Source organism: Chryseolinea lacunae (assembly GCF_016735595.1).
In the GTDB taxonomy this organism is placed as follows: Bacteria; Bacteroidota; Bacteroidia; order Cytophagales; family Cyclobacteriaceae; genus Chryseolinea; species Chryseolinea lacunae.
Window position 1 is genome coordinate 1 of record NZ_JAERRB010000009.1, and the last position, 23419, is coordinate 23419.

The 23419-nt window shown below is 52.5% G+C and carries 22 protein-coding genes; 16 read left to right on the forward strand and 6 right to left on the reverse strand.

Annotation, left to right across the window (positions count from 1 at the left end):
- Positions 1–117 precede the first annotated feature (117 nt).
- Entirely contained in the window at positions 118–411 is a 294-nt protein-coding gene (locus tag JI741_RS22110) for a hypothetical protein (RefSeq protein ID WP_202013580.1), read from the reverse strand.
- Between the two features lie 30 nt (positions 412–441).
- Here JI741_RS22110 and JI741_RS22115 point away from each other — a divergent pair, with 30 nt between their 5' ends.
- From JI741_RS22115 to JI741_RS22140, 6 genes are all read left to right on the forward strand, one after another.
- Entirely contained in the window at positions 442–927 is a 486-nt protein-coding gene (locus tag JI741_RS22115; protein WP_202013583.1) for a phosphatase domain-containing putative toxin, read from the forward strand.
- A gap of 519 nt (positions 928–1446) precedes the next feature.
- Positions 1447–1992 carry a molybdopterin adenylyltransferase gene (gene mog, locus JI741_RS22120; protein ID WP_202013584.1) on the forward strand — a complete coding sequence of 182 codons (546 nt, stop codon included), beginning with the start codon at positions 1447–1449 and terminating at the stop codon, positions 1990–1992.
- Between the two features lie 15 nt (positions 1993–2007).
- A complete protein-coding gene (locus tag JI741_RS22125; RefSeq protein WP_202013586.1) occupies positions 2008–2988 on the forward strand; it encodes a M23 family metallopeptidase in 981 nt (326 codons plus the stop codon).
- 96 nt (positions 2989–3084) lie between these two features.
- Positions 3085–4029 carry a hypothetical protein gene (locus tag JI741_RS22130; RefSeq protein WP_202013588.1) on the forward strand — a complete coding sequence of 315 codons (945 nt, stop codon included), beginning with the start codon at positions 3085–3087 and terminating at the stop codon, positions 4027–4029.
- A gap of 3 nt (positions 4030–4032) precedes the next feature.
- Positions 4033–6714 carry a CHAT domain-containing protein gene (locus JI741_RS22135; protein ID WP_202013590.1) on the forward strand — a complete coding sequence of 894 codons (2682 nt, stop codon included), beginning with the start codon at positions 4033–4035 and terminating at the stop codon, positions 6712–6714.
- A gap of 333 nt (positions 6715–7047) precedes the next feature.
- On the forward strand, positions 7048–7695 hold the full coding sequence (locus tag JI741_RS22140) for a protein-L-isoaspartate(D-aspartate) O-methyltransferase (protein ID WP_202013592.1): 648 nt from the start codon (positions 7048–7050) through the stop codon (positions 7693–7695).
- 76 nt (positions 7696–7771) lie between these two features.
- Here JI741_RS22140 and thrC read toward each other — a convergent pair whose 3' ends face one another.
- From thrC to thrA, 3 genes are read right to left on the reverse strand one after another with little or no spacing between them, the layout of a single operon-like run.
- Complete coding sequence (thrC, locus tag JI741_RS22145; protein ID WP_202013594.1) at positions 7772–9076, reverse strand: threonine synthase; 1305 nt, start codon at positions 9074–9076, stop codon at positions 7772–7774.
- 52 nt (positions 9077–9128) lie between these two features.
- Positions 9129–10061, reverse strand: a complete 933-nt coding sequence (locus tag JI741_RS22150; protein WP_202013596.1) for a homoserine kinase — start codon at positions 10059–10061, stop codon at positions 9129–9131.
- Between the two features lie 53 nt (positions 10062–10114).
- Complete coding sequence (thrA, locus tag JI741_RS22155; RefSeq protein WP_202013597.1) at positions 10115–12562, reverse strand: bifunctional aspartate kinase/homoserine dehydrogenase I; 2448 nt, start codon at positions 12560–12562, stop codon at positions 10115–10117.
- A gap of 423 nt (positions 12563–12985) precedes the next feature.
- Between thrA and JI741_RS22160 the strand changes: the two genes are divergently transcribed.
- The 10 genes from JI741_RS22160 to truB all read left to right on the forward strand — a co-directional run bounded on the left by JI741_RS22160 (position 12986) and on the right by truB (position 21186).
- The gene (locus JI741_RS22160) at positions 12986–13513 is read left to right on the forward strand and encodes an acyl-CoA thioesterase (protein WP_202013598.1); all 528 of its coding nucleotides are present in this window, start codon (positions 12986–12988) and stop codon (positions 13511–13513) included.
- Positions 13510–13902 (forward strand): hypothetical protein, encoded by a 393-nt coding sequence (locus JI741_RS22165; protein ID WP_202013599.1) that lies wholly within the window; start codon positions 13510–13512, stop codon positions 13900–13902. The genes JI741_RS22160 and JI741_RS22165 overlap by 4 nt, the downstream gene beginning before the upstream one ends.
- A 189-nt stretch (positions 13903–14091) precedes the next feature.
- Positions 14092–16266 carry a sodium-translocating pyrophosphatase gene (locus JI741_RS22170; protein WP_202013600.1) on the forward strand — a complete coding sequence of 725 codons (2175 nt, stop codon included), beginning with the start codon at positions 14092–14094 and terminating at the stop codon, positions 16264–16266.
- Between the two features lie 164 nt (positions 16267–16430).
- Positions 16431–16847 (forward strand): DUF2147 domain-containing protein, encoded by a 417-nt coding sequence (locus tag JI741_RS22175; RefSeq protein WP_202013601.1) that lies wholly within the window; start codon positions 16431–16433, stop codon positions 16845–16847.
- Positions 16848–16936: 89 nt separating this feature from the next.
- A complete protein-coding gene (locus JI741_RS22180) occupies positions 16937–17476 on the forward strand; it encodes an RNA polymerase sigma factor (RefSeq protein ID WP_202013602.1) in 540 nt (179 codons plus the stop codon).
- Positions 17477–17481: 5 nt separating this feature from the next.
- Positions 17482–18345 carry a hypothetical protein gene (locus JI741_RS22185; RefSeq protein ID WP_202013603.1) on the forward strand — a complete coding sequence of 288 codons (864 nt, stop codon included), beginning with the start codon at positions 17482–17484 and terminating at the stop codon, positions 18343–18345.
- 154 nt (positions 18346–18499) lie between these two features.
- Entirely contained in the window at positions 18500–19384 is an 885-nt protein-coding gene (locus tag JI741_RS22190; protein ID WP_202013605.1) for a cell division protein FtsX, read from the forward strand.
- A gap of 15 nt (positions 19385–19399) precedes the next feature.
- A complete protein-coding gene (locus JI741_RS22195) occupies positions 19400–19603 on the forward strand; it encodes a DUF3098 domain-containing protein (protein ID WP_202013607.1) in 204 nt (67 codons plus the stop codon).
- Positions 19604–19673: 70 nt separating this feature from the next.
- Positions 19674–20489 carry an undecaprenyl-diphosphate phosphatase gene (locus JI741_RS22200; RefSeq protein ID WP_202013609.1) on the forward strand — a complete coding sequence of 272 codons (816 nt, stop codon included), beginning with the start codon at positions 19674–19676 and terminating at the stop codon, positions 20487–20489.
- Between the two features lie 7 nt (positions 20490–20496).
- Positions 20497–21186 carry a tRNA pseudouridine(55) synthase TruB gene (gene truB, locus JI741_RS22205; RefSeq protein ID WP_202013610.1) on the forward strand — a complete coding sequence of 230 codons (690 nt, stop codon included), beginning with the start codon at positions 20497–20499 and terminating at the stop codon, positions 21184–21186.
- Positions 21187–21199: 13 nt separating this feature from the next.
- On the opposite strand, the gene JI741_RS22210 is transcribed toward truB, so the two are convergent.
- Both JI741_RS22210 and JI741_RS22215 read right to left on the reverse strand, forming a co-directional pair.
- Positions 21200–22339: a DegT/DnrJ/EryC1/StrS family aminotransferase gene (locus tag JI741_RS22210; protein WP_202013612.1), complete on the reverse strand. Its 1140-nt coding sequence runs from the start codon at positions 22337–22339 to the stop codon at positions 21200–21202.
- Between the two features lie 66 nt (positions 22340–22405).
- The gene (locus JI741_RS22215; RefSeq protein ID WP_202013614.1) at positions 22406–23416 is read right to left on the reverse strand and encodes a PorP/SprF family type IX secretion system membrane protein; all 1011 of its coding nucleotides are present in this window, start codon (positions 23414–23416) and stop codon (positions 22406–22408) included.
- Between the last annotated feature and the right edge of the window lie 3 nt (positions 23417–23419).

Below are 23419 nucleotides of genomic sequence, written 5' to 3' on the forward strand. Positions count from 1 at the left end.
CTAATTTCGTTTTGATTAACTTAGATTCTGTTCTCATTTTTCTGACAGTTTAAAGGGTTTGACTTTAGATAGTTTGCACTTCTAAGTTAACCCAACTGTCAGATTAAGTCGGAACTACTACACCTGAACAGGTCGAATGACCAGTAGGAAAATTTGCTTCCCCCCACGCGTTTTGGCTCTTATCTCTGATTTTGTCAGATATTCAAGTTGAATATCGCCTATCTGACTTGGAAGACCTTCAGTCTCATTGGTCTTCTCCACATAGCCCACTATCGGGCTTTGAACCGATTTCAAATATGACAGGTGCTCTGTTAAGCTAATGACATACAAATCAATCGGTTTCTTTTTTTGGGCAAAACCCTGATGCATGCTGCCAACGAAAACCAACAAGAAAAACGCCTTCAAATTCATTCCTAAAAGTAACCCATAACTATCATACCAATGCACACAAAAATCTACTGGCTGCACACCTATGCTCATGGTGCAAAGCTTGGCATCATGGCGCGCCCCCGGGGCAATGATTGGCTCGACACAGAAATTAACAATCTCAAGAAGCAGAATGTAAAGGTCCTGATAACCTTGCTGGAGCTGCACGAGGTTCGCGAACTTGGACTTCAGCAAGAAGAACACCTTTGCTCACAGTATGACATCACCTACTTCAATTTCCCAATACCCGACAGAGGTGTTCCGGCTATCGGAAACAAGACAGAGGATTTAATAAGAAGCGTCCAGCAGAGATTGGAACTAGGACAATCCATCGTAATTCATTGTCGCATGGGAATCGGACGTTCGTCAATCATTGCGGGTGCGGTCATGTTAAAAACAATGCAAAATCCCAAAAATATTCTCTTCCACATCAGCAACATTCGTGGACTTAGCGTTCCCGACACAGCCGAGCAAACAAAGTGGTTAGAGAATAGACATTAGCTTATAAAAAGTACAGCACTGCGATTCAACGCGCACTTCGAGTGCCAATACAATGTGAAGATCTATGAAGTTTGTGCTGTGGCACCAAGGAAGGGTGGTGCCCTTTTTGAATCGTCGGGTGGAACCCGACGATTGGACGGGGAAAATAAATCGTGAGCATACCAAAAGGATATTGCCCTGTGGTGAACACCACATCGTCTTATCAGCAAGCATCACACACCTGCCCCAACCCGCACTCCCACACCACGCACCCACACCCAACCTCCAGCATGTTCCCATCTGGGCCTGAGCCGACCTTTGGCCTGGTCATGGCATGCGCGGGTCGGGTCTAGCCCAGATGGGGACATGCGGGGCCTCCGCGGCCCAGGAGCGGGGCTATGAAATGCGAGAAAACCGAAACAGAAAAAGCGACTATCATGCTCAACTCTCAAGCCAGACCACCACACGCCCCTGCCATCAAAACATCACCAACACTTCAAAAAAAACAAACCCAAAATTATCCTTACTTTAACCCCTCACATGGAACCCCAAAAAACAACCAAACCCATCCGCATCGGCATCATCAACGTCTCTGACCGCGCCAGCAAAGGCATTTATGAAGACATCCCCGGCAAAGCCATCGTGGAGACACTGAGCGAATACCTGACCAGCCCCTGGGAAAAGGAGTACGCCGTCATCCCCGACGAGCAGGATTTAATCGAAAACACCCTGAAAGACATGGCCGACCGGCGCAATTGCTGTCTTATTATTACATCCGGAGGAACTGGCCCGGCCCTGCGCGACGTGACCCCGGAGGCCACGGAAGCCGTTTGCAACAAGCTTTTGCCTGGTTTTGGGGAGCTGATGCGTGCAAAAAGTCTTACATACGTGCCAACAGCTATCCTTTCGCGGCAGACGGCCGGCATCAGGAACCAAACTTTAATCGTAAATTTGCCAGGGAAACCAAAGGCCATCCGGCAATGCCTGGATGCCGTCTTTCCGGCGATACCATATTGCATCGACCTGCTGGAAGGACCGTTTATCGAGTGTAACGATCAGGTCGTAAAAGTCTTCAGGCCTCAGTAACTAAATTGCGAGTTTATGGCACGTATCAAGTACTACTACGACACGGAAACGTGTAAGTATGAGCGGGTGAAAACCCGGACCAGCGATGTGGTTTTAAACGCCCTGGGATTGCTTTCCCTCACTGTGGCCATGGCCGTGGGCTTGCTCATCCTCTACAGCAACTATTTTGAATCTCCCAAAGAGCTCATCCTCCAGAACGAAGTGAAGGAGCTCGAATTCTACTACGAAAAAATGACGAAGGAAGTGCAATCGCTTAGCGCCATCCTCGACAACGTAGAACACCGCGACGACAACATCTATCGCGTGGTGCTGGGAGCCGAACCCATCGAAAAATCCATTCGCCATGCCGGCGTGGGCGGTGTTGACCGCTATGCCGACATCAAGGAAAAATCCTTCTCGCGCAAAGACATGGTGGTGAGCCTCAGCGAAAAGGTAGACCTCCTCCGCCGCAAGCTCTACATCGAATCCAAATCGCAGGACGAAGTGGTGACGCTGGCCGAAAAGAAAGAAAAACTCTATGCGGCCATCCCGGCCATACAGCCCATCTCCAACAAACAGCTGGTGGCCCTCGCCTCCGGTTTCGGATGGCGCACGCACCCCATCTATAAAGTGAAGAAGATGCACACGGGCATCGATTTCGCCGCCTCCATTGGCACACCCATCTACGCCACTGCCGACGGCACCGTGGCCGAAGTGAAAGTGCAGTTTAGCGGCTATGGCAAATCGGTGGAAGTGGATCACGGCTTCGGCTACCGCACCCGCTATGCACACATGCACGACTTCGCCGTGCGCGCCGGCCAGAACGTGAAACGCGGCGACCTTATTGGCTACGTGGGCAACACAGGCTTGTCTACCGCCCCGCACTTGCACTATGAAGTGCTCATCAAAGGATCACAAGTCGATCCCGTTCACTACTTCTACAACGATCTTTCTGCTGCCGAATACGAGAAGGTGCTGGAGCTGGCCTCCATCGAAAACCAATCGCTGGGCATGTAACCAATTTTTTGTCACACACAGAATGGAAACCCGGAGCGCAAATCGCTCCGGGTTTTCTTTTTTTAGCCTACCTTCGTTCATCCTAAACCCTTGTCTATGTTCAGGTTTTTCTGTCGGAGTTTCCTGTTGCTCATCCTTTTTGCTTTTCATTCTCACACCACGCGCGCACAAGGCTGCAGCGACGCAGGCTTTTGCACCATGGGCGCCATGAAGCCCGACCAGCCGTTCAATAAAAAAATCGCATTGAAGCTGCGCTCCATGGAGATCAGCTTCTATCGCGGCACCACCACCCTCACGCCGGTGATCTATGTGGCCACCGCCGACCTCAACTTCGGGTTGAATGCCAAGACCTCTTTCCAGGTGAAGCTCCCCTACCAGATGGCCCGCGGCCAACTGGGCAACACCTCGAGCCTGGGCGACATTTCGCTTTGCCTCACACGCAACATCCGCTCCACAGAGAAATATGATATCAACTTCTCGTTTGGCGGCAAGCTGCCCTCCAACAATTCGAACAAACACGACGCCGAAGGCAACGCGTTGCCCATGTATTACCAGACCAGCCTGGGCACGTACGATCTCATTGCCGGCGTTTCACTGATCAGCCGCAACTGGATGTTTGCCACCGGCGTGCAACTTCCCCTGAACCGGAACGGCAACCAGTTTCTGTGGACGGAATGGAAAGATCAGGACGAACTGGACTATGTGCAGAAATATGCAAACTCCAAAGAACTGAAACGCGGCGCCGACGTGATGTTGCGCATTGAACGCAACTTCCGGTTTTCGCGCCTCAACTTCACGGTGGGGCTACTGCCCATCTTCAGGGTCTATCACGATGAGATCACCGACAAAACCGGCGAGCGCGTGCGGCCCGACGGTGCCATGGGCCTGGCGTTGTCGGGCACCTTCACCACCGGCTACAGTTTTAACGTGCGCTCGGGTGTGAAACTGTTGCTGGCCCATAAAATTCGCAACCGCGAATTCAATCCCGACGGTCTCACCCGCGAATTTGTTTCCACCCTCGGCTACTACTACCGCTTCTGATTCATGAAAAGTATTCTATTTTTTGCCGTCCTGTTGCTGTCTGCCGGGATCGTGCACAGCCAGGACCTGAGCACCATCGATGCCCTGTTTTTCGATTCGCAATACGACCAGGTGTTGACGGTGATTGACGCCGCCCTGAAAAAAACGAGCGACGGCAACGCGCGCGCTATACTCCAAAACAAAAAGGCAGAAGCCCTGATTCGCGGCGGAAAATTCAACGACGCCGAGCAACAACTGAAAGACATTTCGGCGCAAAGCCAAACGGCCTTTCAGCAGGCCATTACACAAACGAACTACGGCTTGCTGTACCTTTACCAGGGTCGGAACGATCGCTCGCTGGAGGCCCTTCAAAATGCGTTACAGAACTTCGAAAAAGATGGCAAGGAAAACAGCCCCGAAGCCGCCCAGGCCATCGCGCACCTTGGCAACCTCTATCGCTCCACGGGAAAGTATGCGCAGGCCGAAGAACAACTGACCCGCGCCCTGGCCATCCGCCAGAAGTTTTTCAAAGACAACAACGAATGGATAGCCGCATCCTATAACGACCTCGGACTGGTCTACAGCGCCACCGATCCCGACAAGGCCCTCACCTATTACGAGAAAGCCCAGGCCATCTATGAAACCCTGCACGGCAAAGACCACCCTAAGATTGCGTTGGCCAACACCAACACCGGGTTCATCTACCGCCAGATGGAATTGTATGGCGACGCCGTGAACAACTTTGAATCGGCGTTGAAGACGTGGGAAAAAATCTATGCCCAGCCCCACCCCACCAAAGCGTTTGTGCTGTTCAGCCTGGGAGAAACGTATTTGAAAATGGGCGACAAGAAAGCCGCCCTCGGGTATTATGACCGCGCGCTCGCCATGTATGAAAGCGCCTACGGCAAAAAACATCCGGAGCGGGCTTCGGTGTGGAATGCCATTGGCAACCTCAAACTGTCGGAAGGAAATTTTAACGAGGCGTTGAAAGACTATCAATACGCCCTGCAGGCAAACGTGCGCTCATTCGAAAGCGACGACCTGACGGTGAACCCGGTGCTAAAAGATTTCTATAACGGCAACACGCTGCTCTATTCCCTGCTGAACAAGGCGCAGGCCCTGGAGTCGCGCTACTTCGGAAAGACCCTGAAGTTGCCCGAACTGGAACTGGCCGTGAAAACGCTTCAGGTGGCCGACACGCTCATAGACCGGCTGCGGCAACAAATCACCAACGAAACAGACAAGATCGCTCTGGGCGCCATCGCCAACGAAATCTACGCCAACGGTGTTCGCATGACGCACGAGATTGCCCAGGTGGCGTTGCACAAGAGACCGTGGCGTGCACTGTCGTTCTACTTTGCCGAGAAGAGCAAGTCGGCCGTGTTGCTGGAGGCCATCTCTGACGTGAACGCCAAATCGTTTGCCGGCATCCCCGCCGCGTTGCTGGAAGAAGAGAAGAGCCTGAAGGCCATGATTGCCCTCACCGCCCAGCAACTCGCACAAAAGCCCTCGGAGCAGGAAGAGCGCTACCTCCGCGAAACCGCCTTCAACCTGAACCGCAGCTACGAGAACTTCACACGCCAGCTCGAAACAAAATTTCCCGAATACTTCAACCTGAAATACAACACCGCCTCGCCGTCCATTCCCGAATTGCAGGCCCGCATGGACGACCACACCGCCGTGCTCAGCTACTTCACCGACGACAAGAACAACCACCTCTACATCTTTGTGGTGACCAAGAAACACTTCAGCATCGTTGACCACGCGCTGCCCCCATCGTTCGACAAATACATTACCGGCCTGCGCAACAGTTTGTACTTTAACGAAATCAACACCTATCGCCGCGCAGCCGAAAACCTGTCGGCCCTGTTGATACCCGACCACCTGCCCCATGCCGTGAAAGACCTTGTGATCCTGCCTACTGGGCGCCTCAGCATTGTGCCGTTCGAAACGTTGCTGTCGGGCAAGGTGAAACGCGAGGCCAGTTTTGCAACGCTGCCCTACCTGCTCAGGCAGTACAGCGTGCGCTACGAATTCTCGGCGTCGCTCATCCTTCAGAAATCAAAAACAAAATCGCCGGCAGAGGCTTCCATCTTTTTGTGTGCGCCGGTGGTGTTCGATCCCAAAGAGAATCTGAATGAACTGCCGGGCACGGAATCAGAGGTGAACGAAATCTCGCAGCTCTTCACCACACGCCACTTTCGCAACGCCGTGTATACACGCGACAAGGCCGACGAACAGCTGGCAAAATCGGATGCTTTGAAAAACTTCAGCTATCTGCACTTTGCCACGCACGGCATTGTGGACGAAGCCAATCCTGAATTGTCGCGCATTTTTTTGAATGCCACAACGAACGCCGAAGACGGCAATCTTTTCACGGGCGAGATTTATAACCTTCAACTCAACGCCAACCTGGTCACGTTGTCGGCGTGTCAAACCGGGCTTGGAAAAATATCGCAGGGCGAAGGTGTGATCGGCTTGTCGCGCGCATTGGTGTATGCGGGAGCTAAAAACATAATCGTATCGTTCTGGAGTGTGGCCGACGAATCGACGGCCGAATTGATGAAAGACTTTTATGGCACGATGCTGGAAAACCCGGGATCAACCTACAGCCAAAACCTGCGCCAGGCGAAGCTCGATTTGCTGAAAAGCGAACGCTTCAAATCGCCGTATTATTGGGCTCCGTTTGTGCTGATTGGGTTCTGAAAAAGGGGGACTTTTTTTATTCTGCTCGTACAGTAGTTAGTGCGATTAACACAACTACTGTACGGTGCAGATAAACACATGTGAACGCTATGGCAAAAAGCTTTTTCACTGTGTGGAGAGAACTTTAAAGTAAGGGTATAAGTTCGACTTTTCCTAAAGAATTTCTGAAACTTTGTTAACCCTGAAAAAATGGCTTTTTTGCGAGCGCATATTTTAGAAAGCATGACATTTCTTCATTTCGAAAAAGCCACTTTTTTTACGCAATCAACTGATCTACAGATCTTTGAATTGTTATCCACATTCCATCCACAATCCAATTTTTTTTTCTGAAGCATGATCGAAGACAGTTACAAGCACCGTGGATTACGTCAAAAATTGGTCAAAAAACTGGCCGAAAAAGGCATCAAAGATGAGGGTGTTTTGGCCGCCATAAACCGGGTTCCAAGACACGTTTTTTTTGAGAATGCACTGCTCGATCATGCCTACCAGGACAAGGCTTTTCCGATCGGCGAAGGGCAGACCATTTCGCAACCTTACACCGTCGCGTTTCAAACCGAGAAGCTCGAAATAAAGCCTGGCGACAAGGTGCTGGAAATCGGAACCGGGTCGGGCTATCAGGCCTGTGTGTTGCTGGAATTGAAGGCCAAAGTTTACACCATCGAATACAACCGGAAGCTCTACGAAACCGTGCGCGAAGTGCTGCCGGCCATGGGCTACAAACCTTACTTTTTTCACGGCGACGGTTCAAAAGGGTTGCCGCAAAAAGCACCCTTCAACAAAATCATTGTGACCGCCGGCGCACCCGTTGTGCCCACTGCGCTCACCGAGCAACTCGCCGAAGATGGCATTCTGGTTATTCCCGTTGGCGATCGCGAAAAGCAATCGATGTTGCGCATCCGCAAAAAGAACGGGAAGCTGATAAAAGAAGAGTTTGCAAACTTTGCGTTTGTGCCGCTGTTGGGCGAGCAGGGTTGGAAGTGATGCGATCATTGCATCATCACGTGTTGATGTTTCATTTCATCAAGTGAACATCAACACGTGAATCAAAATGCCTTCTCTAAAACTTCTCTAACAAAAATTTCTTGAACGCACCAAAGTCTGTGGTGGCGGGAATGGTTGTTTTTTTGCCGGCCATAAATTTCTGAAGCGGCTCGGGAATGTCTATGCTGGTGGCCAGTGTTTCGTCTACCACTTCCTTGAACTTTGCTGGGTGCGCGGTTTCGAGGAACACGCCCGTCACATTGTTGCTGATTTCTTTCTGGTATTTCTTCAACCCCAGGTAGCCAATGGCGCCGTGCGGATCCATGACGTAGTGCTTTTGTGAAAACACATCGCGCATCGCAGTGCGCGTTTCGTCGTCGGTGAATGAGTAGCCTGTGATGTCTTTGGCGAGTGCGTCGAAATCTTTACCGAACAGTTCGAGCATGCGCACGAAGTTGCTGGGGTTGCCCACATCCATGGCGTTGCTGATGGTTTGCTGCGACGGCCTGGGTTGGAATTGTTTTGTTTTGAGATAGACTGGCACCACATCGTTGCTGTTGGTGGCCGCCACAAAGTGATGTATGGGAAGACCCATGCGCTGCGCAAACAGACCGCCCGTGATGTTCCCAAAGTTTCCGCTGGGTATGCAATACACCACCGGCTTGCCCAGATGTTGCAGGCGCGCGTAGGAATAGAAGTAGTAGAACGACTGGGGTATGAGCCGCGCAATGTTGATGGAGTTGGCCGACGTGAGGAAGAACTTCTTCTTCAGGTCCTGATCCAAAAAGGCTTCCTTCACCAGGCGCTGGCAATCGTCGAACGTGCCGTCCACTTCCAGCGCGGTGATGTTTTTCTCTAACGTGGTGAATTGTTTCTCCTGAATCTCGCTCACTTTGCCCGACGGATACAACACCACCACGCGCGTGCCGGGCACACCCAGAAAGCCGTTGGCTACGGCGCTTCCTGTGTCGCCCGAGGTGGCCGCGAGGATCACGATTTCCTGATCCTGCTGCTTTGCAAAATAGCCCAGCAGTTGCGACATGAAGCGTGCGCCAAAATCTTTGAACGCCAGCGTAGGGCCATGAAACAGTTCCAAGGCATACACATCGTCCTCCACCTTCACCACCGGTGTGTCAAACTGCAAGGTGTGCTTCACAATGCGCTTCAGCTCTTCGGCGGGAATGTCGTCGCCAATGATGTTGTGGGCCACGGCAAAGGCCATGTCTTCGAACGACATCGTTGGTAAGGCTTCGAAGAACGTCTTTGACAGAACCGGAATCTGTTCCGGCATATAGAGCCCGTTGTCGGGCGCAAGACCTTGCGTAACCGCCTGACGAAGGTCGACTTTCAGACTGGGGTTGTTGGTGCTATAAAATTTCATCTCCCGTGTGGTGTAGTTTTTTTTGATGGGGCTGGTCCCGATGCTTAAATACTTAGTTGTTCACAATCCTCGCGCCCACGTCGTTGATCTTCGACACGAACACGTCGCTTTCAAGTTTCATCGATGTGAACTGAGCCTGTATGGCCTTACCCACCTGCTCGGCAATGGAATATTCCGTGCTGAGCGAAAAGATGGTTGGCCCGGAGCCCGAGATGCCACACCCCAGCGCGCCGTTCTTTAGCGACTCGGCTTTGATGACTTCGAACCCGGGAATGAGCGTGGAGCGTATAGGCTCAGCCACCACATCGTGCAGCGAGCGCATAATCAAACCATAGTCAGGTTTCATCAAGCCCACCACAAGACCCGCAATGTTGCCCCATTGGGTGATGGCATCTTTCATTGGAATAGATGCTTTGAGCACACGACGCGAGTCTTCCGTTTTCAATTCGAGGTGTGGATGAACCAAGGTGCAGTAGAGGTTGGGTGGTGTTGGAATGCGGGTCACGTCCAGCGGAGCGTAACCGCGAATCAACACAAAGCCTCCCAACAATGAAGGCGCCACGTTGTCGGCATGCGCCGAACCACAGGCAATGCGTTCGGCCTCCATGGCAAATGGCAGCAGCTGTTCGCGCGACAGCGGGTTGTCATAAAGATGGTTGATGGCAACAAGCGCTGCGGCAGAACTCGCGGCGCTGGAGCCCATGCCACTGCCCAGGGGAAGTTTCTTGTGAAGAACAACCTCCGCTCCTTTCTCGCTTCCAATAGACTGCAGGAATGCTTCCAGACACACGCCTGCCGTGTTCCGGCTTGCTTCCAGGGGAAGACGGCCGCCGTCGCCGGTGATTTGTTTAATGACCACGCCGGGCTCGTCGCTGAGGGTGATGATGACTTCGTCGGCCGGGGCCTCCACGGCAAAGCCGAAGATGTCGAATCCACAGGATACGTTGGCCACAGTGGCGGGTGCTAGTGCTTTTATGGATTTCATGAATACTTGCTGTCGCTCCGTAAGGGTTATTTTTTTCTGTTCAATGCGCGTTTCTATTTGGCATAGTGACCGATGCGGATCACGTCGGCAAACACACCGGCGGCCGTCACTTCAGCGCCTGCACCAGGGCCACGGATCACCATGGGTCTGTCGTGATAACGTTCGGTGGTGAGCAGGATGATGTTGTCGCTTCCCGACAGGGAATAGAACGGGTGCTTGCCCTCCACAGAACCGAGTTGAATTTTCACCACACCGCCGTCGAGCACGGCCATGTAGCGAAGCTTCTCGTTTTTGTCGGCGGCCTGCTTGCGCAAGGCTTCAAAGTCGGCGTCGTGTTTTTCGAGGCGTGTCATAAATTCGTCGATGGAGATGTCGCCCTGGCATGTGGCCGGCACGAGGTTCTCTACCACGATGTCGCTAAGCTCCATGTCCAGGCCCGCTTCGCGCGAGAGGATAAGGATTTTGCGGGCCACGTCCATGCCGTTGAGGTCGTCGCGCGGGTCGGGTTCGGTATAGCCTTTGGCTTTTGCTTCCTTCACCACGTCGCTGAATTTCCGTCCCGCTTCAAACGAGCTAAAGATGTAGTTCAACGTTCCGCTCAACACCGCTTCGATGCGCAACACCTTGTCGCCGCTCAGCAGCAAATCGTTCATGGTGTTGATCACCGGCAGGCCTGCGCCCACGTTGGTTTCATAGAGAAACTTCGCGCCACGTTGAAACGCCGTAGCCTTCAAACGACGGTAGTCTTCCATCGACGACGAGTTTGCTTTCTTGTTCGGTGTCACAATCGAGATGTTGGCCGAAAGGATGGCTTCATAAAACGCCGTCACATCGGGGCTCGAAGTGCAGTCCACAAAAATGCTATTGGGCAAATTCAGCGACAACATCTTGTCGTAGAAAGCCTGCATGCTCATGTCCTCCCCTTCTTTCACCAGCGAATCGATCGCCGTAGTCAGCGGAAGGCCATCTTCGTTAAACAACATCTTGCGGCTGTTGGCCACAGCCACAACATTCACCTCCAAACGATTTTCTTTGGCCAGCTTGGCAAACTGTTCGTTCACCATGGCCACCAGCGCTTTTCCGATGAGCCCTGTGCCCACGAGAAACACGTTCAATACTTTTCTGTCAGACAGGAAGAACGCTTCGTGCAAGGCGTTGAGAGCCTTTGCGGCATCCACTTGCGGAATCACGGCCGAGATGTTTCGTTCGGACGATCCTTGTGCGATGGCCACCACGTTCACGCCGTTCTTTCCGAGGGCACTGAACATACGACCACTGGTGCCGGGGCTGTGCTTCATGCCGTCGCCCACCACCGCTACAATAGAGAGATCGTTGTCGCACGGCATTTCGTCGATCTCCTCGTTGCGTATCTCGTATTGAAATTCTTTTTCGATGGCAGCTTTGGCGCGTGCTGCTGACGCATTTTCTACCGCGAAACAAATGGAGTGTTCGGACGATGCCTGGCTGATCAGGATCACGTTCACGTTCTCGCGTGCCAGCGTGGCAAACAATCGCATAGACGCACCCACCACGCCCAGCAGGCCGCTGCCCTGAAGGCTCAGCAGGCTCACACCGTTCATACTCGATATACCTTTGATCATCTTGCCGTTTTTCGATTCGGCATGGATCACCGTTCCTTCGAACGTGGGGTTGAAAGTGTTTTTTATCCAGATGGGAATCTTGTTCACCATGGCGGGTTGCATGGTGGCCGGGAAGATCACCTTGGCACCAAAGTGCGAAAGCTCCATCGCTTCTTCGTAGCTCATCTGTGGCACCGTGAAGGCTTTCTTCACTTTGCGCGGATCGGCCGTCATCATGCCGTCCACATCGGTCCATATTTCAAGATCGGTGGCACGCAGGGCGCCTGCAAAAATAGCGGCGGTGTAGTCAGAGCCGCTGCGTCCCAGTGTGGTGGTTTCCCCTCCCTCTGATGTAGCCACAAAGCCCGTAATGATCTGCACTTCGGGATGGTGCTTGAAATATTCGCCGATCAGTTTGTTGGTCACTTCAAAATCCACCTTCGCATAGCCGAAGTGGCTGTCGGTGCGGATCACTTTACGGGCGTCGAGAAATTCGGCTGCGTGACCGCGGTCTTTGAACGCTTCGGCAATGATGTAGGCCGACAGGCGTTCGCCAAAGCTCATCACATAGTCTAACGTGCGGGGTGTACGTTCTTTCACGAGATAGACGCCATGAAGCACGTCTTCGAGTTCGTTCACCATGAACTTTACCTGGGCCAGGATGCCGCTTTGGCGCTGAATGTTGATGAGTTCGCGCACCGCTTCGAGGTGGCGCTTCTCCATTTCGTTCAGCTTGGTCTTGTATTCGAGGTTGCCTTGGAGGGCCAGTGTGCTCATGGTGATGAGGCTGTCGGTGACGCCGCCAAAGGCAGAGAACACTACGGCCACGTCGGTGGCGAGCAGGGGTTTTACAATGTCGATTACAGACTGTATCCGTGCCGGGGTGGCTACCGATGAGCCACCGAATTTCAGGATCTTCATGAGAAGAGGTATGTTAAGGATTGAATGGTTTTGAATGTGACTGGGGTGATCAGTTTGTCCAACTCCTGGAGGCGGACACTAATCGGGCATGGCTGGGGTATGGAATCACGCACGGGTCACCCCGTAATGATGGTAATAATAGAAATGGTGATAATGAAGGGGCAAGCCACAGCAGCCTTTGTGATAAAGGATCCGCAGAAAGGTATGGTGAATGTTGCTTGCATGTATTTGACGCACCGAAATAATGAAATGATAAACTTGATTGCAAAGTATTTTTTATGATTTTTGCACGAACTAACGGTTAGTAGTGCGTTGGCAACGTTTGAAACGACAGATTTGAAAGTTGTTGGTGCGTTTTGACAACCACGATTTTGGAACGCTTCCAGAACTTGCTGCTGGCCTCATCCTTGGTTTACCCAGAAAATGTCGCGTAAGAAAAAATTTCCCAGAGAATCTTTTGTCAGCATGACCGAGCTCGTGCTTCCCAACGACACCAACACCCTCAACAACCTAATGGGTGGACGCCTCATGCATTGGATGGACATCGTCTCGGCCATCTCGGCACAAAAACATTCCAACAACATCGTAGTCACGGCATCGGTCGACAACATTTCGTTCAAGCATCCCATCCGCCTGGGCAACGTGGTGACCCTGAAAGCCAAAGTTACCCGTGCCTTCAACTCGTCTATGGAGGTGCGCATCGATGTGGAAGCGGAAGATGTTCCCAACGCCAACAAGTTCGAAAGCAACTCGGCCTACTTCACCTTTGTGGCTCTGGACGCCGCCGGCAAAACGGTGGACGTGCCCGAAGTGGAACCCGAAAACGAAGAAGAGCAGGCCTTGTATGAAGGCGCCCTGCGTCGTCGCCAGCTGCGCCTGATACTTTCCGGAAGAATGAAGCCTTCGGAAGCAAAAGAACTGAGATCCATTTTCGATATTCGCGAATCATGAGTGTACCCGCGTCGTCATCGCCCCTCGAAAGCCTGTATCAGGAAGAGCTCTACAGCCTTCCCTCACCGGTATTGTTCATCCTGAACCAACCCTGGGAAACCATTGCCGATGCCGACAAGACCACGCTCACCAAAATGATTGTGGCGCTGCGACTCAGTCTTGCTTCGGTGCGCATCATCACCCGCAATCAGTTCAGCCTTACCGACATAGCGGCCTATGCCCCCACCAAAGTGGTGGCGTTGGGTGCCACTTTTGCCGGCTCGCCGGAGCTCTATAAAAACGTGACCGTTGAAGGCGTGTCGGTCGTGGCAGGCGAAAGCCTGAGCAGCCTTGACGACGCCAAGAAGAAGATCCTGTGGCTGGCCTTGCGTCAGATGTTTGGTGTGTGACCCGGTGTGTTTCGCGATTTTTGGTTGTGCGCGATGTTTTGTGGATAAGTTTGCGCTATAAAGCAGCCGGCATGCCACTCCCGCCTTTTGCGTGTTTAGATCCTTCTCCTATATTTGCGGTTCTTTTGGAATGACATAGCCGCTAAAAGCTTGATCTTTAAGAAGTAAACTACATCCTAAATTATAAACATGAACAGTATTCTATATCTCATCCCGGCCTTTGGCGTTGTTGGGCTCATCGTTATGGCCATAAAATCTGCCTGGGTCACCAAGCAAGATGCAGGAAGTCCTAAAATGCAAGAACTGGCCGGCTACATCGCCGACGGTGCCATGGCTTTTCTGAGAGCCGAATGGAAAATCCTGGGCTACTTTGCTGTGATCACTGCCATTCTCTTGGGATGGTCGGGCACACTGGTGGCAGACTCTTCTCCGTTGATTGCCGTGTCGTTTCTGTTTGGCGCCGTGCTTTCCGCTTTCGCGGGATATGTGGGCATGAAGATCGCCACCAAAGCCAACGTGCGCACCACACAAGCGGCCCGCACAAGCCTGGCACAAGCGCTTAAAGTATCGTTCACCGGCGGCTCTGTGATGGGCATCGGTGTGGCGGGTCTGGCCGTGCTTGGATTAGGAGGACTGTTTATTGTGCTCTATCAAATTTTCGTTCCCGAAGGCGCCGCCATCAACGGCCTGGAAATGAAGCGTGCCATTGAAGTGCTGGCGGGTTTCTCGCTGGGTGCTGAATCCATTGCCCTGTTCGCCCGCGTAGGCGGCGGTATCTATACCAAAGCAGCCGACGTTGGTGCCGACCTCGTAGGTAAAGTAGAAGCCGGCATTCCCGAAGACGATGTTCGCAACCCTGCCACCATTGCCGACAACGTAGGCGATAACGTAGGTGACGTTGCCGGTATGGGCGCCGATCTTTTTGGATCTTACGTGGCCACTATTCTTGCCACCATGGTGTTGGGTCAGGAAATCGATGCCTCGGCCGACAAGTTCGGTGGCCTCTCGCCTATCCTGTTGCCCATGATGATTGCCGGTCTCGGCCTCATCTTCTCGATTGTGGCAACCTGGTTTGTGCGCATCAAGAATGAAACCGACAGCGTTCAAAACGCCTTGAACATCGGCAACTGGTCGTCTATCGTTATGACGGCAATCGCTTCTTACTTCGCCGTTAAATTTTTGCTTCCCGAAACACTTGTCCACCGCGGCATCACCTTCACCTCGAACGATGTGTTCTGGGCCATCGTAGTGGGCTTGGTTGTGGGAACGTTGATGAGCATCATCACTGAATATTATACCGCCATGGGCAAGCGCCCTGTGCTCTCTATCATTCGCCAATCCGGAACCGGTCACGCCACCAACATCATCGGTGGTCTTTCGGTAGGTATGGAATCGACGGTGTTGCCCACCTTTGTGTTGGCTGCCGGTATCATTTGCTCGCACTATTTTGCTGGATTGTATGGTGTGGCCATTGCCGCTGCCGGCATGATGGCTACCACAGCCATGCAGTTGGCCATCGACGCATTCGGCCCTATTGCCGACAACGCGGGTGGTATTGCTGAAATGAGCCAGCTTCCCGAAGAAGTTCGTCATCGCACCGACAACCTGGACGCTGTTGGAAACACTACAGCAGCAACTGGTAAAGGTTTTGCCATTGCTTCTGCTGCCCTGACTTCCCTGGCCTTGTTCGCCGCCTTTGTGGGTGTGTCGGGCATCACGGCCATCGACATCTACAAAGCGCCGGTATTGGCCGGTCTGTTTGTGGGGGGTATGATTCCATTCATCTTCTCGTCGCTGGCGATCGCTGCCGTGGGTCGTGCAGCCATGGACATGGTGAATGAAGTGCGTCGTCAGTTCCGCGAAATTCCGGGCATCATGGAATACAAAGCCAAGCCTGAGTACGAAAAGTGCGTTGCCATCTCCACAGAGGCATCGATCCGCGAAATGATCGCCCCCGGCGCCATCGCGCTGGTGGTGCCTGTTCTTGTTGGCTTCACCTTCGGACCTGAGGTTTTGGGTGGTGTGCTTGCCGGTGTTACCGTGTCGGGCGTGCTCATGGGCATGTTCCAATCCAACGCCGGTGGTGCATGGGACAACGCCAAGAAGTCGTTCGAGAAAGGTGTTGAAATCAACGGCCAGATCTACTACAAAAAATCAGAGCCACACAAAGCGTCTGTAACGGGCGACACCGTGGGCGATCCATTCAAAGACACGTCGGGTCCTTCGATGAACATCCTCATCAAACTGACTTCGATCGTGGCCTTGATCATTGCTCCCCACATCTCTACACACGACCACGCTGCCGCTAAGGCTGTAGACGTTAAGCCAGTGGTAGAGCAAGTGACAACTACTGTAGCGCCGTAAGCTGAAAGAACTTTATACAGGAGGCCGTCTTTACATAAAGACGGCCTCTTTGTTTTCCACCGCTACAAACCCCTAGACGCCACATGATTCATTGTCCCTCCCCACTCCTGGGGTTCCCGCTCCGGTGGCTTTTCTTTCTGCGTCGTAATTCATTATTTTCAAGCATGAAATTACTGCTGCCGCTATTCTTCATCGCCTTTGCCGGCCACGCACAAACCACCATTGTCGGAAAATGGAAGACGATTGACGACGGCACCGGCGAAACGCGCTCGGTGGTGGAGATCTATGAGCGCGAGGGAGCGTTTTATGGAAAAGTGGTGAAGATCTTTAACGAGCAGGACCCTGACCCCATCTGCGAGAAATGTGATGAAGGAGACCCGCGCTATCGCAAGAAGATCATTGGCATGGAAATCATCCAGAATCTCAAGGAAAAGGATGGGGAATTTTCAGAAGGCACCATTCTGGATCCCGAAGACGGAAAAGTGTATCGGTGCAAACTTTGGGTGGACGGTAAAGACTTGAAAGTCAGAGGATATTGGGGCTTCCTGTACCGCACCCAAACCTGGGTCAAAGGCTCCTGAGGCCGTCCCGGCACGGGGCAAATTCTAAAAAAACAGCATACGTAGGGTTACTAAGCCATTAAATTATGGTATTCAGGTCGAACTCAAGCATGAACGAAAAGGAGATCTTCGAACGCATTTGCAAAGGCGATGAAAAGGCTCTTGAGTTCTTGTATCAGAAATATTACCGGATGATGACCAAGCTGGTCATTTCCAACAGTGGCACAGAGGAAGAGGCGCGCGACGTGTATCAGGACGCCCTGATTGTGTTCTGGCAAAAAGCTACTTCGGGCAACCTGGTGTTGACCTCGAAGATGAGCACATACATCTACAGCATCTGTCAGAATTTGTGGCGGAAGGAGCTCGATCGAAAAAAACGCCTCTCCAATGAAGAAAAAGATGCTGCCGTAACGTTAGATACAGACACGGCCGAACGCGAAAAGATTATGGCGCGTTGCATCGACCAACTTGGAGACACCTGTAAAAAGGTTTTGATGTATTACTACTTCGAGGAGATGTCGATGCAGGACATAGCAGACAAACTCGGGTTCGCCAACACCGACACGGCGAAAACGAAAAAATATAAGTGTAAAAAGAAATTAGATGAACTTGTCAAAGCCCAGTATTCGGAGCAAGACTTTTTAGATTAGGGAATATGGTATCAGAGAAAGATTTTGAAGCATTGGACCACTATGTGGGCAACCGCCTGAACGCCGCAGACAAAGCCGCTTTTGAACAAAAGCTTGCCGATGATGCAGCGCTCCGGAAGGAGTTGAACGTGCAGCAGCAGATCGCCGAAGGCCTTCGCACGGCGCGTGCGGCCGAACTGAAACAGCTGTTGAAAAACGTTCCCCTGTCGTCGCTGCCCTCAGCAGGACCTTCATTGCTGGTGCGCGTGGGTCTTTGGACCGTTGCCGCAGGCGTTGTGGCAACCGGACTTTACTTCTACCTCCGCCCTAGCGAGAACACCGTGGCCTCTGCAGAGACCGCCACCGTGACGGCCCCCATAGAGATGAAGCAGGATGCCGTGGCCCCCGAAGCACAACCCAAGCCCGAAGAAGTGACCGTGCCGGCAGAAGTACCCGCCGCCACCCTTCGCAAGGCCGATGAGAAGCCCGCTGCAAAGACACAACAAGCCGACGTTAAACCCGAAGAGCGCAAGGCCCTCGAACCATTCGATCCTTCGGAGACCGCCGAAAACACCTCGCCCGCTAAAACCGACGACGCAGCCCCTGCTGTGGTATCGAGCAAATCGCGCATCGTGGTGGAAACCGACACCAACAACAAGAAGTATACCTTCCACTATCAGTTGAAAGAAAACAAACTGATGCTCTACGGGCCGTTCGAACAGAACCTCTACGAGATCCTGGAGTTCTTTACTGATAACAAACGCACCACATTCCTCTTCTACAACAGCAACTACTACCAGCTGAACGACGAGGGCGACAAGATCCGGTCGCTGACCCCCATCAAAGACCCCGAGTTGCTGAAGAAGCTGAAGGAATACCGCAAGCATTAAACAACCCAAACCCGGAAGCCCCGCCCCGACATGTCGGGGCGGGGCTTTTGCTTTCAGTTCACATTGCAAAGCCGCCGTTTGTCGCTTTCCAGGCCGTCAGGCCCTGTCAACGCTTCGCACGATTCAAGATTTTCTTCTACCTTTACGCCTTCGCATGGAGAAACCAAGGCATAAAAAGAAATTGGGTGGCTACCCGGCCACCGGTGTGGTGATCAGCATCACATTGGCCCTGCTGGTGATCGGGGTGTTTGGCGTGCTCATTCTGTACTCGAAAGAGCTCGAAGAGCAGGTGCGCCTTAACATCCGCATGCAGGTCTATCTCAAATCCAATCTCACGGAAACACAACGGCTTCAGATTGAAAACAAACTGCTGTCGCAGGAATATGTGAACAAGGAAGGCGGACGTGGCGTGGAGTATGTTTCGAAAGACGAGGCCGCCAAAAAATTCATTGCCGAAACCGGCGAAGACTTCATCAAATTCATTGGCGACAACCCGCTGCACGATGCCTACATGGTGAGCATTGACCGCAACTTTCATTCGCTGCCGGAAATGGAAAAGATTAAAGGCGACATTCAGAAAATGAACGGCGTCTTTCAGGTGTTCTATGTGGAAGCGCTGATCGATTCGGTGAACAGCAACGTCACTAAAATCGGATTGATTCTGTTGGGGCTCATTTCGGTGTTATTGCTCACAGTGGTGCTGCTCATCAACAACACCCTGCGCATCGCGTTGTTCTCGCAGCGTTTCCTCATTCGCAGCATGCAACTGGTGGGGGCACGCAAGTGGTTCATTCTCCGCCCGTTTTTGTTGCGCGCGGCGGGCTATGGCTTGCTGGCGGGATTGATGTCGGCAGCCATGCTTTGGAGCCTGTCGAACTATGCACAGTCGAAAATCGCAGACCTTTCCATTCTTCACAATGGAACGCAGTTTATGGCGCTGCTGGGTGCGCTGCTGGTGATCGGCATGATTGTGGCCGTGCTGAGCACCTTCTTCTCCATTCGCCGCTACTTGAGAATGTCTTTAGACGAACTTTACTGATAACCGATACCGCACATGCAAAGCAAACTTCCCTTCGGAAAGAAAAATTACCAACTGATGATCATCGGGGTGCTGACCCTGGTGTTTGGCTTCATTGTGATGAGCCTCGACAAGGAGCAACACGGCTTCGGACTTCTTGGATTGACGCTTGGCCCCATCATTGTGATGGCCGGCTTTGTGATCGAGATCGTGGCCATTCTGCACAAGCCTTCGAAATAATATCGCGCGGGTTGCTCATCGCGCGCCGCTCCTTCTGCTGACTTTCAACGCACCAACCTTTTAACGTGCCATGTCTATTTTTCAAGCCATTGTGCTGGCCATCATTGAAGGCATCACCGAATTTCTGCCTGTGTCTTCTACCGGGCACATGATCATTGGTTCATCGCTGATGGGCATTGCCTCCGATCCGTTCACCAAAATGTTTACCGTGGCCATTCAATTCGGCGCCATTCTATCGGTGATCGTGCTCTACTGGAAACGTTTTTTGCCTGACGCCAAGTCGTTCAAAGACACCTTGTTCTTTTATCTCAAACTGCTGGTCGCCTTTCTTCCTGCAGCCGTCGCCGGACTGTTGCTCAACGACTACATCGATGCCCTTCTTGAACGTGTCGATGTTGTGGGGTATATGCTTGTGGCCGGAGGTATTTTCTTTTTATTCCTCGATCAGATTTTCCATGCCAATGAAACCAACGGCACAGAAACCGTCACCTTTCCGACGGCGCTGAAGATCGGCGTGTTTCAAACCATTGCCATGATTCCCGGCGTGTCGCGTTCGGCCGCTACCATCATTGGCGGGCTCACGCAAAAACTCACCAAGAAGACTGCGGCAGAATTCTCGTTCTTCCTCGCTGTGCCTACCATGTTTGCTGCTACGCTCTATAAAATGTATAAGTTCTATGGCGAAGGAGGATCGTTCGGGTCGCACGAAATCACGTTACTGGCCGTGGGCAATATCGTGGCGTTTATCGTCGCCATATTGGCCATCAAATCTTTCATCAGCTTTCTCACGCGCAACGGTTTCAAGGTGTTTGGCTATTATCGCATTATCGTAGGCGTAGCCATTCTGGTGTTGTACTACCTGGGCGTGGGGCTTACCATCGTGTGATATTTTTATGAGCACTCAACCTACCGATCCGGGCCGTGTGCTGCTGGTGAACAAGCCCCTTCGCTGGACGTCGTTCGATGTGGTGAACAAGCTGCGCTATAAACTCAAAACAAAAAAAGTAGGTCATGCCGGAACGCTGGACCCGCTGGCCACCGGGCTACTCATTGTGTGCGTAGGCAGAATGACCAAGCGCATCGAAGAGTTCATGGCGCAAGAGAAAGAATATACGGGCACGTTTGTTATCGGCCAAACCACACCATCGTTCGACCTGGAAACCGAAGTCTCCGAAAAAAAAGACATTAGCGCCATCACAACGGATCGCATACACGACACCGCGCGCAGCTTCCTGGGAAAGATTCAACAACTGCCTCCACAACATTCTGCAATACGCATCGGCGGAAAGCGGGCCTATGAATTTGCCCGGGCCGGCAAGTCTATTGAACTGACACCCCGCGAAATTGAAATCAAGGCGTTCGACATCACGCATGTGCAACTGCCGGCAGTAGGATTCAGAATTGTGTGTTCCAAGGGCACGTACATCCGCAGCATTGCCCGCGATTTTGGCGAAGCCCTGCAAACCGGTGCTTACCTGGCCGAACTGTGCCGCACACGCATTGGCGAATTCAGATTAACGGATGCGCTGACGGTAGAAGAAATTGGCCCCCTTCCCCAGCCCGTGGCCGATCCGGAGGCCTAAAAAAAATTGCAGCTTACTTCTTTAACACCTTCTTGATGATCTCCACCACCTGGCTTCGGTCGGCTGTTGGCAAGTTGGAGCCCGAAGGCAGACACAAGCCCTGATCAAAAAGTTTTTCAGACACACCGTTCACATACGAGGGCGCATCTTTGAACACCGGTTGTGTATGCATCGGCTTCCACAACGGGCGGCTCTCGATGTTGGCGGCCTCCAATGCCAGACGGATATCTTCGCGGGTCACACCTCCTGTTTGTGCTGGATCGATCAGCAATGTGGTGAGCCAACGGTTGCTGAAGCTGTGTTCGGGTTCCGGCAGGAAATAGACACCCGGCAACGTTCCGAGTTCGCGGGTGTAGAATTCAAAATTATCGCGGCGCTGACGCACGCGTTCATCCAGCACCATCATCTGCCCACGGCCAATGCCTGCGCAAATGTTGCTGAGTCTATAGTTGTAGCCAATCTCGCTGTGGAGGTAGTGGGGCGCTGCGTCGCGAGCTTGCGTTGCCAGAAACCGGGCCTTCTTTATCCACGCTTCATTTTCCGACACCAGTGCACCGCCACCCGACGTGGTGATGATCTTGTTGCCGTTGAACGAATAGACGCCCAGGTCGCCAAACGTTCCTAGTTTTTTTCCTTTATACGTCGCGCCAAGTGCCTCGGCGGCGTCTTCAATAACGGGAATGTTGTGCCGCTTCGCGATGTCCATAATAGCTTCTATGCGCGCAGGCGTGCCGTAGAGGTGAACGATGATGATGGCCTTGGGCTTTTTGCCTGTTTTCTTCAGGCGATCCTGGATGGCTTGTTCCAGCAGGTCCGGGTCCATGTTCCAGGTGCTGGTGTCAGAGTCGACAAAAACGGGGGTAGCAAGCTGGTAGGCAATCGGGTTGCACGATCCGGAAAAAGTGAACGAAGAGCAAATCACTTCGTCGCCCTGTTTCACGCCCAAAATAATCAGCGCCAAGTGAATGGCCGCTGTGCCTGAGCTGAGCGCCGCGCAATGACCAATGCTGTTGTAAGTGGATAATACTTCTTCGAACGCAACGATGTGCGGACCGACCGGCGAAACCCAATTGGTATCAAACGCTTCGGTCACAAACTTGGCTTCTTCCCCGCCCATGTGAGGGGAGGAAAGCCACACTTTTTCTTTTGTCATACGGGACGCAAATATAGATGTTCCACCCTGAATCCACCTTACACAGCCAAGGTAATCGTCGGCAAATTACCAGATCTGTGGACTGAGTCGCTTCAGGTTGTTCAGGCGAAGGGCCAGCACCAGGTCGTGGCTTCCACTGCTGAATTGCTGCATGCCTCCCGACGAGAATTCGTAGGAATAGGAAGCTGCCAAACGCTCGCTCAGGTTAAAGCCCACCATGCCCACCGCGCTCTTCACATCGCGATAGGTCACCCCAAACCAGAGCTTTTGTTCGAGGTAGATTTTCACACTGTAGTCGATAACGAGTTTGTTGTTCTCTTGCAGCAGCGCAAGCACGCTGGGCTTCACGTCCACCACGGCGCTGGCGGGAAACGAAACACCCGCCTGCAACGAACCCGTGTAGAACGTGTCGCTGAACGCCGCTTCTGACGTTTTAAGATCTTTGTTCACCAGCGGCAGGTACGACACACCCACGTAGTAGCGGGGCGAATAAAGTAAAACGCCTGCGCGCACGTTGAGGTTGGTGTGGCTCACGCCGCTCGCCACCATGCTTTCATAGAATGGATCGGGTTGGGCGTTTATGCCGAGGTAAAGTTTGTTCACATCGATGCGGGTGTTGTCGAGCAAAACGCTGAGGCCCGTGGAGAGTCTTGCTTTTTTTCCTACCGGGTAATGAAACGCATAGGTCAGTCCGCCGCCGAGGCGCTTCAGCACACCAAAGCTTTCGTTGAACACGTTGATGCTGAAGCCGTGAATGGTTTTTTTGATGTTGGGAACCTCTTCGTTTTTCTTTTCCTGATCGTCGGTTCCCGTGCGGGCCGAATTCATGTTCAGGTCAAACGGTTCCTTCAGGCGAATGGTATACGACAGGTTGATGAACTTGGGCGCGTTCTTTCCAAACGCTGTCCACTGATAACGGTAGGCAAACTTCAAATCTTTGTACCCCTCCACACCGGCAAACGCAGGATTGTAGATGGGTGCAAACTGAAACGGCTGACCACTGGTGGGCACGTATTGCGCCAGCGTTGCCGTAGACGCCGTGATGCACAAAAATAATATCCGTAGAAATTTTCCCATGGG

Coding starts and splice junctions, on each gene's coding strand:
- JI741_RS22110 (WP_202013580.1), bottom strand. CDS start 411: ATGAATTTGAAGGCGTTTTTCTTGTTGGTTTTCGTTGGCAGCATGCAT.
- JI741_RS22115 (WP_202013583.1), top strand. CDS start 442: ATGCACACAAAAATCTACTGGCTGCACACCTATGCTCATGGTGCAAAG.
- mog (WP_202013584.1), top strand. CDS start 1,447: ATGGAACCCCAAAAAACAACCAAACCCATCCGCATCGGCATCATCAAC.
- JI741_RS22125 (WP_202013586.1), top strand. CDS start 2,008: ATGGCACGTATCAAGTACTACTACGACACGGAAACGTGTAAGTATGAG.
- JI741_RS22130 (WP_202013588.1), top strand. CDS start 3,085: ATGTTCAGGTTTTTCTGTCGGAGTTTCCTGTTGCTCATCCTTTTTGCT.
- JI741_RS22135 (WP_202013590.1), top strand. CDS start 4,033: ATGAAAAGTATTCTATTTTTTGCCGTCCTGTTGCTGTCTGCCGGGATC.
- JI741_RS22140 (WP_202013592.1), top strand. CDS start 7,048: ATGATCGAAGACAGTTACAAGCACCGTGGATTACGTCAAAAATTGGTC.
- thrC (WP_202013594.1), bottom strand. CDS start 9,076: ATGAAATTTTATAGCACCAACAACCCCAGTCTGAAAGTCGACCTTCGT.
- JI741_RS22150 (WP_202013596.1), bottom strand. CDS start 10,061: ATGAAATCCATAAAAGCACTAGCACCCGCCACTGTGGCCAACGTATCC.
- thrA (WP_202013597.1), bottom strand. CDS start 12,562: ATGAAGATCCTGAAATTCGGTGGCTCATCGGTAGCCACCCCGGCACGG.
- JI741_RS22160 (WP_202013598.1), top strand. CDS start 12,986: ATGTCGCGTAAGAAAAAATTTCCCAGAGAATCTTTTGTCAGCATGACC.
- JI741_RS22165 (WP_202013599.1), top strand. CDS start 13,510: ATGAGTGTACCCGCGTCGTCATCGCCCCTCGAAAGCCTGTATCAGGAA.
- JI741_RS22170 (WP_202013600.1), top strand. CDS start 14,092: ATGAACAGTATTCTATATCTCATCCCGGCCTTTGGCGTTGTTGGGCTC.
- JI741_RS22175 (WP_202013601.1), top strand. CDS start 16,431: ATGAAATTACTGCTGCCGCTATTCTTCATCGCCTTTGCCGGCCACGCA.
- JI741_RS22180 (WP_202013602.1), top strand. CDS start 16,937: ATGAACGAAAAGGAGATCTTCGAACGCATTTGCAAAGGCGATGAAAAG.
- JI741_RS22185 (WP_202013603.1), top strand. CDS start 17,482: ATGGTATCAGAGAAAGATTTTGAAGCATTGGACCACTATGTGGGCAAC.
- JI741_RS22190 (WP_202013605.1), top strand. CDS start 18,500: ATGGAGAAACCAAGGCATAAAAAGAAATTGGGTGGCTACCCGGCCACC.
- JI741_RS22195 (WP_202013607.1), top strand. CDS start 19,400: ATGCAAAGCAAACTTCCCTTCGGAAAGAAAAATTACCAACTGATGATC.
- JI741_RS22200 (WP_202013609.1), top strand. CDS start 19,674: ATGTCTATTTTTCAAGCCATTGTGCTGGCCATCATTGAAGGCATCACC.
- truB (WP_202013610.1), top strand. CDS start 20,497: ATGAGCACTCAACCTACCGATCCGGGCCGTGTGCTGCTGGTGAACAAG.
- JI741_RS22210 (WP_202013612.1), bottom strand. CDS start 22,339: ATGACAAAAGAAAAAGTGTGGCTTTCCTCCCCTCACATGGGCGGGGAA.
- JI741_RS22215 (WP_202013614.1), bottom strand. CDS start 23,416: ATGGGAAAATTTCTACGGATATTATTTTTGTGCATCACGGCGTCTACG.